The 16525-nt window shown below is 62.1% G+C and carries 18 protein-coding genes; 7 read left to right on the top strand and 11 right to left on the bottom strand.

Translation table 11 applies throughout. From position 1 onward, the window contains the following. Positions 1–133 precede the first annotated feature (133 nt). From ACB037_RS04330 to putP, 5 genes are all read left to right on the top strand, one after another. Positions 134–604, top strand: a complete 471-nt coding sequence (locus ACB037_RS04330; RefSeq protein WP_010675526.1) for a YhcH/YjgK/YiaL family protein — start codon at positions 134–136, stop codon at positions 602–604. Between the two features lie 218 nt (positions 605–822). Beyond that, a complete protein-coding gene (locus ACB037_RS04325; RefSeq protein ID WP_041215759.1) occupies positions 823–2022 on the top strand; it encodes an acetate kinase in 1200 nt (399 codons plus the stop codon). 131 nt (positions 2023–2153) lie between these two features. Next, positions 2154–3395 carry a mechanosensitive ion channel family protein gene (locus tag ACB037_RS04320; protein ID WP_010675524.1) on the top strand — a complete coding sequence of 414 codons (1242 nt, stop codon included), beginning with the start codon at positions 2154–2156 and terminating at the stop codon, positions 3393–3395. 185 nt (positions 3396–3580) lie between these two features. Then, positions 3581–4507: a L,D-transpeptidase family protein gene (locus ACB037_RS04315; RefSeq protein WP_010675523.1), complete on the top strand. Its 927-nt coding sequence runs from the start codon at positions 3581–3583 to the stop codon at positions 4505–4507. Positions 4508–4781: 274 nt separating this feature from the next. Further along, positions 4782–6290 carry a sodium/proline symporter PutP gene (gene putP, locus ACB037_RS04310; RefSeq protein WP_171865867.1) on the top strand — a complete coding sequence of 503 codons (1509 nt, stop codon included), beginning with the start codon at positions 4782–4784 and terminating at the stop codon, positions 6288–6290. A 71-nt stretch (positions 6291–6361) separates the two neighbouring features. On the opposite strand, the gene ACB037_RS04305 is transcribed toward putP, so the two are convergent. From ACB037_RS04305 to ACB037_RS04275, 7 genes are all read right to left on the bottom strand, one after another. After that, positions 6362–6967, bottom strand: a complete 606-nt coding sequence (locus ACB037_RS04305; RefSeq protein WP_216987659.1) for an NAD(P)H-dependent oxidoreductase — start codon at positions 6965–6967, stop codon at positions 6362–6364. A gap of 54 nt (positions 6968–7021) precedes the next feature. Beyond that, entirely contained in the window at positions 7022–7453 is a 432-nt protein-coding gene (locus ACB037_RS04300) for a MerR family transcriptional regulator (RefSeq protein ID WP_041212963.1), read from the bottom strand. 157 nt (positions 7454–7610) lie between these two features. Next, positions 7611–8363, bottom strand: a complete 753-nt coding sequence (locus ACB037_RS04295) for a hypothetical protein (RefSeq protein ID WP_371174926.1) — start codon at positions 8361–8363, stop codon at positions 7611–7613. Between the two features lie 79 nt (positions 8364–8442). After that, entirely contained in the window at positions 8443–9051 is a 609-nt protein-coding gene (locus ACB037_RS04290) for a hypothetical protein (RefSeq protein ID WP_339331789.1), read from the bottom strand. Positions 9052–9213: 162 nt separating this feature from the next. Then, on the bottom strand, positions 9214–9642 hold the full coding sequence (locus ACB037_RS04285) for a VOC family protein (RefSeq protein WP_161470199.1): 429 nt from the start codon (positions 9640–9642) through the stop codon (positions 9214–9216). Positions 9643–10022: 380 nt separating this feature from the next. Beyond that, the gene (locus tag ACB037_RS04280; RefSeq protein ID WP_069652043.1) at positions 10023–10616 is read right to left on the bottom strand and encodes an MliC family protein; all 594 of its coding nucleotides are present in this window, start codon (positions 10614–10616) and stop codon (positions 10023–10025) included. Between the two features lie 110 nt (positions 10617–10726). Continuing rightward, entirely contained in the window at positions 10727–11095 is a 369-nt protein-coding gene (locus ACB037_RS04275) for a DUF2061 domain-containing protein (protein ID WP_048206987.1), read from the bottom strand. A gap of 180 nt (positions 11096–11275) precedes the next feature. Here ACB037_RS04275 and ACB037_RS04270 point away from each other — a divergent pair, with 180 nt between their 5' ends. Continuing rightward, positions 11276–11497, top strand: a complete 222-nt coding sequence (locus tag ACB037_RS04270) for a hypothetical protein (RefSeq protein ID WP_010675517.1) — start codon at positions 11276–11278, stop codon at positions 11495–11497. Between the two features lie 110 nt (positions 11498–11607). Here ACB037_RS04270 and ACB037_RS04265 read toward each other — a convergent pair whose 3' ends face one another. Further along, the gene (locus tag ACB037_RS04265) at positions 11608–12207 is read right to left on the bottom strand and encodes an FMN-dependent NADH-azoreductase (protein ID WP_239052990.1); all 600 of its coding nucleotides are present in this window, start codon (positions 12205–12207) and stop codon (positions 11608–11610) included. A gap of 109 nt (positions 12208–12316) precedes the next feature. On the opposite strand from ACB037_RS04265, the gene ACB037_RS04260 reads away from it, so the two are divergent. Then, positions 12317–13246, top strand: coding sequence for a LysR family transcriptional regulator (locus ACB037_RS04260; RefSeq protein ID WP_371174925.1), 930 nt, complete (start codon positions 12317–12319; stop codon positions 13244–13246). Between the two features lie 49 nt (positions 13247–13295). Here ACB037_RS04260 and ACB037_RS04255 read toward each other — a convergent pair whose 3' ends face one another. From ACB037_RS04255 to ACB037_RS04245, 3 genes are read right to left on the bottom strand one after another with little or no spacing between them, the layout of a single operon-like run. Next, the gene (locus ACB037_RS04255; protein WP_180911392.1) at positions 13296–14150 is read right to left on the bottom strand and encodes a 23S rRNA (adenine(2030)-N(6))-methyltransferase RlmJ; all 855 of its coding nucleotides are present in this window, start codon (positions 14148–14150) and stop codon (positions 13296–13298) included. Continuing rightward, positions 14144–14605 carry a DUF2390 domain-containing protein gene (locus tag ACB037_RS04250; RefSeq protein ID WP_371174924.1) on the bottom strand — a complete coding sequence of 154 codons (462 nt, stop codon included), beginning with the start codon at positions 14603–14605 and terminating at the stop codon, positions 14144–14146. The genes ACB037_RS04255 and ACB037_RS04250 overlap by 7 nt, the downstream gene beginning before the upstream one ends. Then, positions 14598–16508: an ABC transporter ATP-binding protein gene (locus ACB037_RS04245; protein ID WP_151027891.1), complete on the bottom strand. Its 1911-nt coding sequence runs from the start codon at positions 16506–16508 to the stop codon at positions 14598–14600. The genes ACB037_RS04250 and ACB037_RS04245 overlap by 8 nt, the downstream gene beginning before the upstream one ends. Positions 16509–16525: the final 17 nt, after the last annotated feature.

The following is a 16525-nucleotide window of genomic DNA, read 5'->3' as shown; positions in this document are numbered from 1 at the left end:
GGCGCCATCGGCTAGGAAGCGACAGCGCCCCCGTCTGCACGGATGGCAGACGAGACGATAAAAGGACCTTCAATGGTCCTTTTTCATTGGTGCACAAAGATAGACCACAGATATATCTAAGGATGCGAACCTCATGATCACCGGCAGTCTGGATACCTTGCAACGCACCCCCTTGCCCGCCCCCCTGAACCGTATCGTGGCCGAGGTGGTGCAAAGCGTTGAACGCTGGCTGCACGCCCCCCTCGGCAAGCAGGAGGTCGACGGCCTCACGCTGTTCTGCCTGGTGAGCGAGGATCTGACAGAGCCGGTGGCGGATCGCCGGGGCGAGTTTCATGAGCAGTATCTGGACATCCAGCTGCTGCTGCGCGGCGAGGAGTGGATCGGCGTGGGCCCTCACGCCTACAGCCGGGACGGTGCCGATCATCCTCACCCCGATCTCTGGTTCGTCGATGACGAGCAGACCAGTTATCTGGCGTTGCAGCCCGGCGACTTCGCCATCTTCTGGCCGGGAGAACTGCATCGCCCCCTCTGTACCCTGACGACCCCAGGTCCGGTCAAGAAGCTGGTCGTCAAGGTTCACCAGTCGCTGCTGACCGGCGCCTGAGTGGCAACCGGGGCCTGGAGTCCCGAGTGATTGGGCCAACAGAGGCCCGTTGCGAATCGCTGATTCGACGCGCGCGCCAGACGAACGGTCTGCGCCCAACGATTTGAAAAATTGGACGCACCCTCCTGCGACCATAAGCCCCCGGCAGGGGAATCCCATCCATCGCTGGATGACACGACACTGTCGGCGTAAAGCCGAAGCACAGGAAGATGTAGAACATGAGCAAGTTGGTATTGATCCTTAACTGCGGTAGCTCTTCCCTGAAATTTGCCGTAATGGACGCTGAAACGGGCGAGGACATGCTGTCCGGCCTGGCCGAATGCTTCAATCTGGATGACGCACGTATCAAATGGAAACTCCACGGGGTCAAGGGCGACGCCATGCTGGGCGCCGGTGCCGCGCACCAGGAAGCCCTCGACCACATCGTGGGCCACATCCTGCCCCAGGATCCCGCCCTGGCCGATCAGCTGGTCGCCATCGGCCATCGCATCGTGCACGGCGGCGAGCAGTTCTCCCGCTCCGTGCGCATCGATGAGGGCGTGATCGCCGGCATCGAGGCCGCCATTCCGTTTGCCCCCCTGCACAACCCGGCGCACCTCATCGGCATCCGTGCCGCCCTCAAGGTGTTCCCGGCCCTGGCCGACAAGAACGTGGCCGTGTTCGACACCGCCTTCCACCAGACCCTGCCTGAGGAAGCCTACCTCTACGCGCTGCCCTACAAGCTCTATCGCGAGAATGGTATCCGTCGTTACGGCGCCCACGGCACCTCCCACCGCTTCATCGCCGAAGAGACCGCCAAGGCGCTGGGCAAACCGCTCCATGAGCTCAATATCATCAACTGCCACCTGGGCAACGGTGCCTCCGTCTGCGCCATCAAGAACGGCGAGTCCGTCGACACCTCCATGGGGCTGACCCCGCTGGAAGGGCTGGCGATGGGCACCCGCTCCGGTGACATCGACCCTGCCATCGTCTTCTTCATGCACGACAACCTGGGTTACAGCGTGGACAAGATCAACCAGGTGCTGACCCGCGAATCCGGCCTGTTGGGCATGACCGAGGAAAGCAGTGACTGCCGCTACGTCACCGGCAACTACGCCACCGACGCCGGTGCCAAGCGTGCGCTGGACGTCTTCACCTATCGCGTTGCCAAGTACGTCGGTGCCTATGCTGCCGCCATGGATGGTCGCCTTGACGCCCTGGTGTTCACCGGCGGCATCGGCGAGAACGCCGCCATGGTGCGCGAGATGGTGCTGGCCCGACTGGCCCTGCTCGGCTTCAAGATCGACAAGGAGGCCAACAACGCCGCCGTGCTGGGCGGTGAAGGCCCCATCACCGTCGAAGGCAGCCGTCTGGCCCTGGTGATGCCCACCAACGAAGAGCTGGTGATCGCCCGTGATGCCCTGAGCCTGGTCGGCTAAGGCACCCTCTGGTGATGACAACGCCCGGCCCCTGCCGGGCGTTGTCGTTTCGGCAATAGTGATCGGCCTGTCATTTGACATGGGGGACCAGATGCGTACCCTGACCGCTGTGTGATATTGCGGAGGTAACGATGAAAGAGATGTTTTTCAACTGGTTGTCAGGCCTGGGGGTCGATGTGACCCCCATGATGGCCCTGGTGATCGCCCTGGGGTTCATCGTGCTGACCGCCATGGTGCTGCACCTGGTGCTGCACCGCATCCTGCTGGTGCGCCTGGTGGGGCTGCTTGGCAAGACCAAGCAGATGTGGCTGCCGCCCCAGTTGCAGCAGCGCCTCTTCTACCGGCTTGCCTTCGTGTTCCAGGGGGCCGTGCTGCTCGGTCAGGCGGAGATCTGGCTGCCCAAAGCGTCCGAGAGCCTGGCGCTTATCGAGTTGCTGGCCCAGCTCTGGATCCTGCTGTTCCTGCTGCTGGCCCTGTTCGCCCTGCTCGACTGCCTGCTCTCCCTGAGCCGTCATACCCGGCTTGGGCGGGATCTGCCCCTGCGTGGCATCTTCCAGGGGGTGAAACTGGTGGCCAGCATCCTGGTGGGCATCCTGATGATCGCCCTGCTGCTCGGCAAGTCGCCGCTCTTCCTGTTCAGCGGCCTGGGGGCCATGACCGCGGTCCTGATGCTGGTGTTCAAGGACCCCATCCTCGGCCTGGTGGCGGGTATCCAGCTCTCCGCCAACCGCATGCTGAGTGTCGGTGACTGGTTGCAGATGGACAAGTACGGGGCGGACGGCGAGGTGACCGACATCGGCCTCACCACGGTCAAGGTGTCGAACTGGGACAAGACCATCACTACCATCCCTACCTATGCCCTCATCTCCGACTCCTTCAAGAACTGGCAGGGGATGACCGAATCCGGCGGGCGCCGCATCAAGCGCAGCGTCAACATCGACATGACCAGCGTGCGCTTCCTCACCTCGCAGGAGCAGTTGCAGCTCAAGCAGGCCAGGTTGCTGGCGCCCTACCTCAGCCGCAAAGAGCAGGAGCTCAGCAGCTACAACCAGCAGCTCAGCGATGCCATCAGCTGCCCCATCAATGGTCGCCACCTCACCAACCTCGGCACCCTGCGCGCCTATCTGGACGCCTACCTGCGGGCCCATGCGGGCATTCGCAAGGACATGACCCTGATGGTGCGCCAGTTGGCACCGACCACGGACGGCCTGCCGCTGGAGATCTACTGCTTCACGGCGACCACCGCCTGGGCCGAGTATGAAGGGATACAGGCTGATATTTTCGACCACATATTTGCGATAATTGAGCAATTCCATCTGCGTTTGCATCAGTCGCCAACCGGTTATGATATGCACAGTTGGAAAAACGGCTGATCCCGCTTATGACAAGGTGCCGTGGCGCAGCGCGGCACCGTATTTAATCACCGACCCGTCAGCACGTGGCGGTTGAAATTTGCATGGCAGAGGAGAAAAATGGCGGCCTTCTCTTCGCCCCGGGCGCGCCCGTCGCCTCCGCGCTGGCCAGAGTGCTGAACCACCCCCTTTATCACAGGAAAGTTATGAAGCTCCTCCACAACACGGCGGCCGCACTGTGCTGCTCCCTGATCCTGGCCGCCATGCCCGCCCTCGCCATCGAATATGCCCTGCCCGCAGCCAACAGCCGCCTGGTGGGGGAGAACCTGGACTACGTGGTGTCCCCGGAAGAGGCGGGCCAACCCCTGGAAGCGGCAGCGGCCAGATTCCAGCTCGGCTTGACCAACATGCTGGAAGCCAACCCCAAGGCAGACCCCCTGCTGCTGCAGGCGGGCGAGAAGCTGGTCGTGCCGCATCAGCTGATCCTGCCGGATGCCCCCCGTGAAGGCATCGTGCTGAACGTGGCCGAGATGCGCCTCTACTACTACCCCAAAGGCAAGAAGGTGGTGGAAGTGCTGCCGATTGGCATCGGCCAGCTCGGCACCGACACCCCGGAAGACTGGGTGACCAGCGTGCAGCGCAAGAAGGCGGGCCCGACCTGGACCCCGACCGCGAAGATGCACGCCGAGTACGCCGCCCGTGGCGAGACCCTGCCTGCGGTCTGGCCGGCCGGTCCGGACAACCCCATGGGGCTGTTCGCGCTCTACATCGGCAAGATGTACGCCATCCACGGCACCAACGCCCAGTTCGGCATCGGCCTGCGGGTGAGCCACGGCTGCGTGCGTCTGCGCAACGACGACATCGAGTACCTGTTCAAGCAGGTCCCGGTCGGTACCCGCGTCCAGTTCGTGAACCAGCCCATCAAGGCCTCTGTCGAGCCGGATGGCCGCCGCTACCTGGAAGTGCACCAGCCCCTCTCCCGCAACCAGGAGGAGTTCAACTCCAGCCTGCCGGCCCCGCTGCCCATGTCCACCGCCGTGACCCGCTTCATCGCCCACGCGGACAGCGACTCCCAGCTGGTCAAGCAGGCCCTGGAGCAGCGCAGCGGCATGCCCATCGCCATCAACCGCTGATCCCGCCCGTCGGTATTCCGAGCCCCGGCCACTGTCGGGGCTTTTTTATGGCGCGGGGGAGGGGATCATCAGGGTAAACCCTTGGCAGGTCGGGATAAAATCCGGCCTTATTGCAATTGAGTGGTTGCTTGGTTAGGTGTTAAACGTTTTCCATGTGTTTTTTATTTGTTAAAAGTGGTTGTGGTCCGGCGATCTGCTGATTACTCTAGGCCGGTTTTTTTAAGGAAGAGTCCGTCGCAAGAACGGGCACAGACGTCACATAACGGAGTTTTGAATGACAGCTAGCACCCCCATGCTCATCACCTTTCTGGTGTACATCCTCGGGATGGTGTTGATCGGCTTCATCGCCTATCGCGCCACCCGTAACTTTGACGACTACATTCTCGGCGGCCGCCGGATGGGGAGCTGGGTGACCGCCCTCTCCGCCGGTGCCTCCGACATGAGTGGCTGGCTCTTGATGGGCCTGCCTGGTGCCGTCTTCATCGGCGGTATCTCCGAGAGCTGGATCGCCATCGGCCTCATCATCGGCGCCTACTTCAACTGGCGCTGGGTGGCCGGTCGGCTGCGGGTTCACACCGAGAAGAACCGCAACGCCCTGACCCTGCCGGACTACTTCACCTACCGCTTCGAAGACAAGAGCCGGGTGCTGCGCATCCTCTCCGCCCTGGTGATCCTGCTGTTCTTCACCATCTACTGCGCCTCCGGCGTGGTGGCCGGTGCCCGCCTGTTCGAGAGCACCTTCGGCATGAGCTATGACACCGCCCTCTGGATCGGTGCCGCGGCCACCATCACCTACACCTTCTTCGGCGGCTTCCTCGCGGTAAGCTGGACCGACACCGTGCAGGCGACCCTGATGATCTTCGCCCTCATCCTGACTCCGGTGTTCGTCATCATCGCCGTGGGCGGCATCGACACCGCCATGGTGCAGGTGGCGGCGCAGAACGCCAGCAACCTCGACATGTTCAAGAACCTGGACTTCATCGCCATCATCTCCCTGATGGCCTGGGGCCTGGGCTACTTCGGTCAGCCCCACATCCTGGCGCGCTTCATGGCGGCGGACTCCCACCACTCCATGGCCAGCGCCCGTCGCATCAGCATGACCTGGATGGTGCTGTGCCTGGGCGGTGCCGTGGCCATCGGTTTCTTCGGCCTGGCCTACTTCTCCACCTTCACCGAGCAGGCGGGCGGCGTGACCACCAACCCGGAGCGCGTCTTCATCGAGCTCTCCAAGATCCTGTTCAACCCCTGGATTGCCGGCGTGCTGCTCTCCGCCATCCTGGCGGCGGTGATGAGCACCCTCAGTTGCCAGTTGCTGGTCTGCTCCAGCGCCATCACCGAGGATCTCTACAAGCCCTTCCTGCGCAAGAACGCCTCCCAGAAAGAGCTGGTGTGGGTCGGCCGCGCCATGGTGCTGCTGATCGCCCTGGTGGCCATCGCCGTCGCCACCAACCCGGAAAACCGGGTGCTGGGGCTGGTGAGCTACGCCTGGGCCGGTTTCGGTGCCGCCTTCGGCCCCGTGGTGCTGCTCTCCGTGCTCTGGTCCCGCATGACCCGCAACGGCGCCCTGGCTGGCATGCTGGTCGGTGCCCTGACCGTCATCATCTGGAAGCAGTTCGGCTGGCTGGGTCTGTACGAAATCATCCCGGGCTTCCTGTTTGCCACCCTGGCCATCGTGCTGTTCAGCCTGCTGGACAAGGCCCCCTCCAAGGCCATGCAGGATCGCTTCGCAGAAGCCGAGCAGGAGTTCCAGAGCCCCATGGCAGACGCCATCGCGGCAAAATAACCTCCGCCTCGACGACAAAAGCCCCGCAACTGCGGGGCTTTTTAATGGGCAAAACATGCCCATGGCAGGGATTAGGCGGGACGCCTGCCCAGCCGCTGCACATCCTGGCGGGCGGCGGCCCCGGCTTGGGCAAGCCAGCGCTGGCGGGCCCCCTCATCCGAGGTGTGGACGGGCCCCAGATGCTGGCGGTGGGTCAGCCGGATGCCGCACAGCCCCAGCACCGGCTTGTCCAGGGTGCGCTCCAGGGGGGCACCCTGCCACCAGCGGTAATACCAGGGGGGGCTGTCCATGGTGAGCAGCAGGCGCGCCGTCTTGCCGGCGAGCAACTGCTCCGGGTGGGCCTTCCCCGGCTGGTAGCGAAAGGCGAAACCCGGCAGCAGGGTGCGATCCAGCAGCCCCTTGAGCCGGGCTGGCAGGTGGCCCCACCAGACGGGGGCGACGATCACCAGATGGTGGGCCTGCACCAGGCTCTGTTGCACCGCCTGCAGATCCGGTTCGAGGGGTTGCGCCTCGTCATAGCCATGGTGAAGATCCGGCGCGAAGGCGAGCTCCCCCACGTGATGCAGGGTGACGCGCGCGCCCCCTTGCTCGGCGCTGCGGGCATACTCCCGGGCGAGAGCGTGGCAGAGGCTGTCGGGTTTGGGGTTGCCGTTGAGAACAAGCAGGTTGGGGGTCATGGTATGGCTCCTTGAAGTGAGCCCCCATTACACCCCTTGTCCCATGGGACAGAGTCAAGCCACCTTTTGCCCCCGATCCGCGGCGGCGGGATGATCCCGCCCGTCGGGGGATTGCCGCGCCGGGGCGCCATAGCGGCAGGGGTGCTGCGCCAGCAGCGTGGCGCACTGGCTCAAGCCCTGATGCTGGCGTTGCAGCCGGGCGACCTCCGCCTCGATCTGCGCCAGCTTGTCCGCGATAAGCTGCTCCACCTTCTGCCAAGGGAAGTGATCGAGGCTGGTGACGCCCGCGAGCAGGGGAACCAGCTCCCCGAGCTTGCAGCCAAGCCGCTGGGCCTCGCGGATAAAGCCGACCCACTCCAGATCCTCGGCCCGGTAGACGCGATACTTGCCGCGCCGCCTGGGCTCGGGCAGCAGCCCGAGCTGCTCGTAGAGGCGGACCGCCTTTGGGGTGGTGCCCGCCAGCCGGGCAAATTCGCCGATATACATGGTGCTGCTCGCAAAGGTTGTTCGAGTAGGGGCCACTATAGGTCAGTGGCTGGGGGGATTGAATCCCCAGGGGGAGGGAGGAGTTGGATTGGCAGGGAACACCCACCTTGCCAGACAAGTCTGCTATCGAGATGGTGGGTGTCCCAGAATTTTTTAGCTATTTATTGTCTTTTGGTCCGCTGTCGGAAGCACTTGTCTTACCGCCATCAGTATTGCCTTTAAAGACCACATTTTGTGGGCCTGTTGGCTTAGGCGCTGCTGAAGGCGTCTGCGAAGGGGTTGCTCTGGGAGCTGCTTGCTGTCCTTGATTGCTGCTACCTGAATCGTTATTGGCCATAATTTCTTCCTCTTTGTTGGATATGTTGTCAATTAAATTTACTTGGTAAACCATATTTTCTGAAGTGACTTGCTCATAAATATAAAAAGGTGAAGCACAGAATAGAAAGACAAAGGAAACAACCACGAATAAAGTTGCATCGTGTAAGTAGTTACCTCTTTTTATATTGTTTGTGCTGTTATGCTCTGCAGCCTCCGATAATTTTTCGTCAAAATACTCATCAAAATCAGTAACTGCTCCATCTTCACTTGAGCCATTTTCATTGTGCCATTTCTTCAGATTGTCTAGATGTTTTCTCAACTGTTTTGCTGGCGGTATTTTTTGATATGAATAGCCTAATAATGTCCGAACTAGCTTATAAACCGATATTAACATACTGCCGATTGCAAGAGTGACAAACAACAAAAACAAATATGTAACTGGCTCATTAGAGTATTTAAATTCAGTTGTTACAGCAGAAAGCGCTCCACCGAGTATTGTTAATGCAACAATAGGTGTGTTTGTCGCCGAAGCTATACCGTTTCTCTGCTCGAGCTCAAAGTCGTATTGTTTTTGAAAAACTTCCCGATTCAATCTATCCCCCGATATAGCTAACGTATGAATTAAGCCGAGCCGCGAAGCGGCTTCGGCTTGAATGAAATGTTAGACCCCACTAGCGCTCCTTTCCCGTCACTTGTGTGGGCGTAAAACTGATCTCGCCGTCTTGCTGGGTGGCGGTAAAGGTGACAATAGCGGCTTGTGAACCATTAGAAACCAGCGACTCAACGGCGTATGTATTAGGGCCAGTCTCTACAGCCTTTACAGTGTTTAGGTCGAAGCTCGCTGACACTCCATCGAGTGCAACCGGTCCAAAGGATGCCTGCTGTGCCTTGCCGGCCGCGGCGGAAAATAGCTTCTCTAGCTCGGCAGGATTGCTAAGTGTGCTACGTGAGTCAGAAGGGTTTGCTGCCTTCAACGAAGCTGTCTGAAAGTTCAGCGCGCTTGGAAGGGCTGCAACTTGTTCAGAATCAGGGGTGCGGCTGTAGTCTGGTGCAAGGAACATAGGAGGAATAGCCCAAGCAACCGCAGACGCCATGACGAACGCGCCAACGGAATTGGAAGAAATCATTAGATCTCCGAGGTGAAGGGTTGATTTCTCAGAGCCAAGCTCGGACTTCGCTCGGTAGGCACGATATCCAAACACCAACTGACACATCGCTGCCGCAATCATGAGCACCATGACAACGCCCCGAATGGTCAGGGCAAGCATTGCTTCGGTCATAGGAACTTCTCCGTGGGATCTAACAGTGATTAGATGGAAGACGGTACTAATCCGATAAATGAGCCTTCCGTATTAAAAATTTGGACACCCACCATTATGAGCTGGCAGTTGCCCACTGCGGCACCATAGTGGACTCTAAGTCACAGGCGTCCCGCTTTCTTGCTAAAACCGAATTTCCACCGACCCCGCGCTGCGCTTTGCCTCGCCGTGATAGACCGCTTCGATATTATTGCCGTCCGGATCGAGGACAAAGGCGGCGTAATAGCCGGGGTGATAGACCCGCTCGCCGGGGGCGCCGTTATCCTGGCCGCCATGGGCCAGCGCTGCCTGATAGAAGCGATCGACTGTGGCGCGGTCCTGCGCCTGGAAGGCGAGGTGATGGCGACCGGTCAGTGCGCCGAGCGCTGCCGGGCTGTCGATGGATGTGACAAACAGCTCGTCAGCCCAGAAGTAACCCTCACCCGCACCGCCGATTGGCACATCGAGGGTGGCCAGTATGGCCCTGTAAAAGCGCTCGCTGGCGGTCAGGTCTTTCACCACCAGCTGGAGATGGTCGATCAGCCGACCCCGATGCAGTGTGTGCGTTTCCATACATTCACTCCACTCGACATGGTTGAATCAGTCACTTACCTCTTGCCGGTTGTGCCCTTTGGCGACGCTATCGCCCTGAATGTCAGCTTCCAGTTTGCTGCGATTGACCAAAGGGGCGTGGTTGGCATGGCTCATGGGAGACTCCGACGAGGCGTGTGTTGCCAATTGGCTATATTAACGGCCCGCGAGCGAAGGGAAAGGAGGAAATGGCGAATTGCCGGGCAAGATCAACAAATGGAGGTCAGCCCGAAAGCCTGGCGTCCGGGCTGGATTGGCGAGAGGGGGCTGGGGATAGGTAAAAGGGGGCGAGCGGCCACCAACTGGTGACCCACTTGCTGCCTGTTCGGGAGTGGTTGCCCGGCCTCTGGCCGGGCGGGGGATCAGTTGCCCGGGATCTCGCTGCAGTTGAGGGTGGGCTGACCGTAGCGCTCCAGCATGGCGTCGCTCCCCTTGGTCCAGAGGGTGAGGTTTTGCCCCTCGTACCGGGCGCCGCTGGCGCTGGGGGTCTCATAGGCGAGCACCTGCTGCTGGTTGTTACCCTCGCTCAGATTGATCATGGCGGCGGGCCGCTTGGCCTCGTTGTAGAAGTAGGTGGAGAGGGTGACGCTCTTGCCGCACTGATAATCGACCGGCGTCGGCACCCTCAGTTGGCCGCCTTTTATCTGCAACTCGGTGATCCGCAACTGGTAGCTCTCTTCCACGCACTGGCGCAGGTCGCCCGCCTTCCAGCAGTCGTTGCGCCCCTTGATCCAGCCGCGCTGGATGGCGCGCTCGCTCTTCTGCTGCTCGGGGGAGAACCCGGCAATCGCCTTGGGATAGAGGGCTGACAGCTCGTTATCCAGCGCAGCCAGTCCGGCATCCTTGCAGATGAGGGTTTCGGCGGCGCCTTTCGCCTTGGCGCACTCGAAGGACGGGGTGGCCGCCGCGGCTAGCAGAGGGGAAAACAGCAAGGTTCCAAGCAAGATCTTGTTCATCGACAGGGCTCCAACAGGGGGCATGATGCCCCGTGACCAGAGCACACTTTACACCCTAAAGAGGCAGGAGCACCCCGTGTTTTTGGGTGCCGGGCGGCCCTGCGTGGCAATCAGACGCCGGCCAGCGCCAAGGTCTGGCGGCTGCGCCACAGCCGCTCGTGGAAGAAGAAGACGACGGTGTTGATGGCAGGTTCGATCAGTGCCATCACGCCGCCGGTGAGCAGCTCGCCACTCAGCAGGTAGGCGACACCGAAGGCCACCGAGAAGTGGACCAGGGCGAAGCTGCTGGTCTTGGCCTGCAGGCTGTGCTCAGGCTTGAGCTTGTGCCAGCCAAGGTCGTGGAAGTAGAAGGCGACCGTGTTCACGGCGGGCTCGATGAGGGCGATCAGGCTGGCGGTGAGCAGTTCGCCGGTCAGCAGGTAAGCCACGGTGAAGGCGACACTGAAGTGCAGGATGGCGAAGCTGATGGTCTTTTTCATGGTGGTGTCTCCTCTGGCGATGAAGGCAGTATCACCCAGAACCCCATCAAATGAAAACCATTCTCATCTATCGGCGAAATAGAAAATGCCTATCGACCGGGGGAGGCCCCACCAGATTGGGAGTTGCCCGGGACCGCAACGGCGCTAGAGTGTGCCTTTTGCCATGAAAAAGGAGCTTTCATGACCATCAACTCCAACCTGTTTGTTCTCTTCATGCTGCTGCTGATGATCGTCGTCGGCGTGGTGGCCTGGCGACTGGCCCGGCGCAAGAGCCGCCACCCGGGGCTTGTCACCTTCCTGTGCGTGCTGCTCTGCCTGGTGCCGCCCTTTGCCCTGCTGGCGCTGCTCATTCTGGCGCTCTGGCGGGACATGCCCGCAGGCCCTGATGCGAGGCAAGCCTAGTCTCTTCCGCTACTGCCGCAGTCATAGAAAAGCCCCTTGCGGGGCTTTTTTACTTGGAATGTCCCGCGCAGCAGGTGGCCGGTTGGAAGGGGCAAGATCGGGTGATGGCCCTACCTGCCGAGGCCAGCGATCCGAGCATGGGCCTCGCGCATTCCCTGTTCCGCCCCGTGGGGGTGCAGATCCATCCCCTCTGCGTAGACGAATTCCACCTCCGCGATGCCCATCAGGCCGAGCACGGATTGGAGGTAGGGGGTGACCGCATCCGTCGCCTGTCCCTGATGCACGCCGCCGCGGCTGCTGAACACCAGGGCGTTGACCCCCTCCACCAGCCCCATGGGGTAGGTGTCGGTGTAACGGAAAGTCACCCTGGCCCGTGCCACCAGATCGAACCAGTTCTTGAGGGGGGTCGGTACATTGAGGTTGTACATGGGGGCGCCGATCAGCAGCAGGTCGGCGGCCTTGAGTTCGGCAATCAGCCGATCCGACAGCGCCACCGCCTGCCGGATGGCCTCATTGGCCGGTTCCGCCCCGCGCAGGGCGTGAAACAACGGGCTGTCGAGGGCGGGCAAGTCGAGGGCGGTCAGGTCGCGCACCACCACCTGGTCCTGGTGGCCCTGCTCCCGGCGTGTTTGCAGGAAGTGCTCCATCAACTGGTTGGTGCGGGATGCGGGGCCGTTGAGGCTGGATTGCAGCAGCAGGATCTGGCTCATGAGGGGAACTCCATCTGAAACGTGTGAAGAATGAAGGGAGCTTACCAGTCATTTTTTTCCGCAGTGCTGATAGTATTTCGCCATATTGGTTCCAAAAGGTATGCAATAGATGGCAAACACGCTCAACGGCATCGATCTCTTCGCCACCGTGGTAGAGGCGGGCAGCTTCGCCCAGGCGGCGGAGCGGCTTCACCTCACCCGCTCGGCGGTGGGCAAGGGGGTGGCGCGGCTGGAGCTGCGTCTCGGCGTGCAACTGTTTCATCGCACTACCCGCAGCCAGAGCCTGACCGAAGAGGGGGCGCTCTTCTATCGCCACTGCCTGCGGGCGCTGGAGGAGGTGCGTCTTGGGGAAACGGCGCTGGCCAGCAACAAGCTCACCCTCAACGGCAGATTGAAGGTCTCCATGCCGGTGCTGTTCGGCCAGCAGTGCGTGGCCCCCATTTTGCTGGCGCTGGCGAAGGCGCATCCCGGGCTGGCCCTGGAGCTGTCGTTTAGCGACCGCAAGGTGGATCTGGTGGAGGAGGGGGTGGATCTGGTGATCCGCAACGCAGAGCCGCCGGACAGCCTGGATCTGGCGGCGCGCAGGCTCGGGGAGCACGGCATGACGCTCTGCGCCTCGCCCGCCTATCTGGCCGAGCGGGGGGAACCTGTGACCCTGGCCGAGTTACCGGAGCACGAGTGCATCGCCTATCTGCGCCAGGGGCGGGTGCTGTCGTGGTGGTGGCAGGAGGCCGAGGCATGGCGCGAGGTTCAACCCAGAGGGCGGTTGCAGATGGACGATCTCAACGCCATCGCCCAGGCGGCCATCGCGGGCTTTGGTCTCGCCTGGCTGCCGACCTGGCTGGCGCGGCCTCACCTTGAGCGGGGCGAGCTGCGCGAGCTGCTGGCCCGGTTGCCGGGTCGGCGCTATCCCATCAACGCCCTCTGGCCCCGTGGTCCGCATCTGCCCCTCAAGACCCGGCTCGCCATCGACTGGCTGGCGAGCCGCCTACCCGAGCAGCTGGCCAGCGTGAGCGGGCCGGGTCATCAGCCCCAATGAAAAAGGGCCTGCTGTGACAGGCCCTTCTTCATTTCTGTGGTTCCGAGGGTCAGGCCTCGGCCTTGCTCAGCCACTCCACCCTGTACTGGGCGCCGGCGCCCTGCGCCAGCCTGGCGCACAAGGGTTTCAAGAAGGCTTCGATCTGCTCGTCCAGCATCCAGGGGGGGCTGACGATGAGCATGCCGGAGCCGTTCATGCCCCAATCGGCAGTCTGGCCGGCCACTTCCAGCTCCGCTACCAGGACGTTGCCGAAGTTCTCGCGCTTGATCGCTTTGAGCATGTCGCGGGACTTGTCAGCCTCTTGCCCGAGGATGGGATACCAGAGCGCATAGATGCCGGTGGCCCAGCGCTTCTGTGCCTTTTTCAGGGTATCGACCACGGCGAAGTAATCTTCCTTGAGCTCATAGGGAGGATCGATCAGCACCAGGCCGCGGCGCGGGGTGGGCGGCAGCAGGGCCACCAGCCCCTCGAAGCCGTCGCGATGGTGGACGGCGACGCGGGGGTCGTACCCCATGTTGGCGCGAAGATCCTCCACCTCGTTGTTGTGCAGCTCCATCAGCGCCAGCTTGTCCTGATCGCGGATGAGGCGGCGTGACAGCTCCGGCGAGCCGGGGTAGTAGTGCAGCTGACCATCGCTGTTCATCTCCTCGATGACACCCAGATAGGGGGCCATGGCAGACCACTGGGCCCGCTCATCCCACAGGCGTTTGATCCCGTCGGCATATTCCGCTTTCTTCTGGGACCAGTCGCCGCGCAGGTCGTAGAGACCGCCACCGGCATGGGTGTCCAGCACGATGAAGGGTTTTTCCTTCTTCTTGAGGGACTCGATGATCAGGGCCTGGACGGCGTGTTTGAGCACGTCGGCGTGGTTGCCGGCGTGAAAGGCGTGGCGGTAGCTCAGCATATGAGATCTCTGAGGGGGCCCTGCTGGGCACCCAGTAACGATAGATAGTGAAACAGGTTGCGGCTGTCGCCGCGAAACAGGGCGAGGGTGCGCAGGGTCTGCAGTAAGACCCCCTGTTGCAGCCGCTCCAGCTCCAGTTCGTGGGCCAGCATGGTCTGGTACTCCTCGGCCCCCACCCGTGACTTGGCCTGCTGGCGCAGGGTGCGCCAGGGGAGCAGCACCGCCTCGGTCTGTACCAGGGCCGGTTGCAAGTCCGTGAGGTCGACCGGGATCCGGAGCAGGTCGAGGTGGTGCAGCAGGAGTGCCAGGTTGACGTTGCCCCCCATGCTTTGCACGTGGAGCCAGTCCTGGCTGCGCTGGCCATAGGCGCCTGTGCTCCATGTCCAGAACTCGGAAGGGGTGGGGAGGGCGTCGGGGCTGACCCGCTCGCTGGCCATCAAGACTTCATCACGCAAAGAAGGCCTGCTCCATGGTTTCCAGCTCTTCAGAGAGGCTCATCCACTCCAGCTCGACGTGCTCCAGCTCCTCCTTGAGAGGGCCCTGGGACTTGAGCAGCTCGGAGAGCTTGCCCTTGGCACTCTCTTCATAGATGGCGGGATCGGCGAGCTGGTGCTCGATATCGGCGAGCCTGCCTTGCAGCTTCTCCATGCTGGCCTCGAGCTTCTCGAGCTTCTGGCGCAGCGGCCGGGTCGCTTGCCGGAACTGGGCCTCAAGGCGCTTCTGATCCTTGCGCGCCACCGCCGAGTTGGCGGAGACGGTGCCATCTGCCGGCTTGGCATTGGCCTCTTTCTCCTGCTCGCCGAGCCACTTGTGGTAGTCGTCGAGATCCCCATCGAAGGGCTCGACCCGGCCGCCGTGGACCAGATAGAAGTCATCCGTGGTGGTGCGCAGCAGATGACGGTCGTGAGAGACCACCACCATGGCCCCCTCGAACCCTTGCAGGGCCATGGTCAGGGCGTGGCGCATCTCCAGATCCAGGTGGTTGGTCGGTTCATCCAGCAGCAGCAGGTTGGGCTTTTGCCAGGTGATGAGGGCCAGCACCAGACGCGCTTTCTCACCGCCGGAGAAGGGGGCCACCTTGTCGAGCACCTTGTCGCCATGAAAACCGAAGCTGCCGAGGTAGTTGCGAAGCTCCTGCTCGGTCTTGTCCGGGGCCAGGCGCACCAGGTGATCGAGGGGGCTGTCATCGAGGCGCAGGGTCTCGAGCTGATGCTGGGCGAAGTAGCCGATGCTCACCCCGGCGCTCACCTCCAGCTTGCCGGAGAGGGGCGGGTTGGAGCCCGACAGCATCTTGATGAAGGTGGACTTGCCCGCGCCGTTGCGACCAAGCAGGCCGATGCGCGACCCCGGCACCAGGTTGAGTTTGATCTTCTCCAGGATCACCTTGTCGCCGTAACCGGCGCTGAGGTTCTCCATGGCGATGAGCGGGGTCGGCAGAGCGGAGGGCTCGCGAAACTCGAAGCTGAACTCGGAGTCGGCGTGAGCGGGCAGGATCTTCTCCATCCGCTCCATGGCCTTCAAGCGGCTCTGGGCCTGACGGGCCTTGGAGGCCTTGTAGCGGAAGCGGTCCACATAGGATTGCATGTGGGCCATCTCCCGCTGCTGCTTCTCGTACATGGACTGCTGCTGGGCCAGGTGCTCGGCCCGTTGCAGTTCGAAGTCGGAGTAGCCGCCGCTGTATTCGTTGAGCTTGCCGTTCTCGATATGGATGATGCGATTCACCACGGAGTCGAGGAAGTCGCGGTCGTGAGAAATGAGCACCAGCGTGCCCTGATAGCCCTTGAGCCACTTCTCCAGCCAGATGACGGCGTCGAGATCCAGGTGGTTGGTCGGTTCATCCAGCAGCAGCAGATCGGAGCGGCAGAGCAGCGCCTGGGCCAGGTTCAGGCGCATGCGCCAGCCACCGGAGAAGCTTCTGACCGGCGAGTCGAGCTGATCGCCGCCAAAACCCAGACCGTGCAGCAGCTCGGCGGCGCGGGCGCGAATGCTGTAGGCACCTATGGTATCGAGCTTGCCGTGCAGCTCGGCCACCAGCAGACCGTTGTCATCCGCCTCGGCCCGGGCGAGCTCGGCCTCCAGGGCGCGGAACTCCTTGTCGCCGTCGATCACGTACTCCAGGGCGGAGCAGTCCAGCGCCGGGGTCTCCTGGGCCACGCCGGCAATCTGCCAGCCGGCGGGCAGGCTGAAGCTGCCGTTGTCGATGGCCAGCTCGCCCCGCACCAGCGCAAAGAAGGTGGACTTGCCACAGCCGTTCTTGCCCACCAGGCCCACCTTGTGGCCGGGGTGTATGGTGGCGGACGCGTTGTCCAGCAGCGTGCGGCCGCCGCGGATCAGTTCGATTTGACTGGCAACTATCATGGATGGGTCTGCTTGGC

This window comes from Aeromonas sp. S19(2024) (assembly GCF_041402625.1).
In the GTDB taxonomy this organism is placed as follows: domain Bacteria; phylum Pseudomonadota; class Gammaproteobacteria; order Enterobacterales; family Aeromonadaceae; genus Aeromonas; species Aeromonas caviae.
The sequence above is the reverse complement of the archived record's forward strand: the minus strand, read 5'-3'. Positions and strand labels throughout refer to the sequence as shown.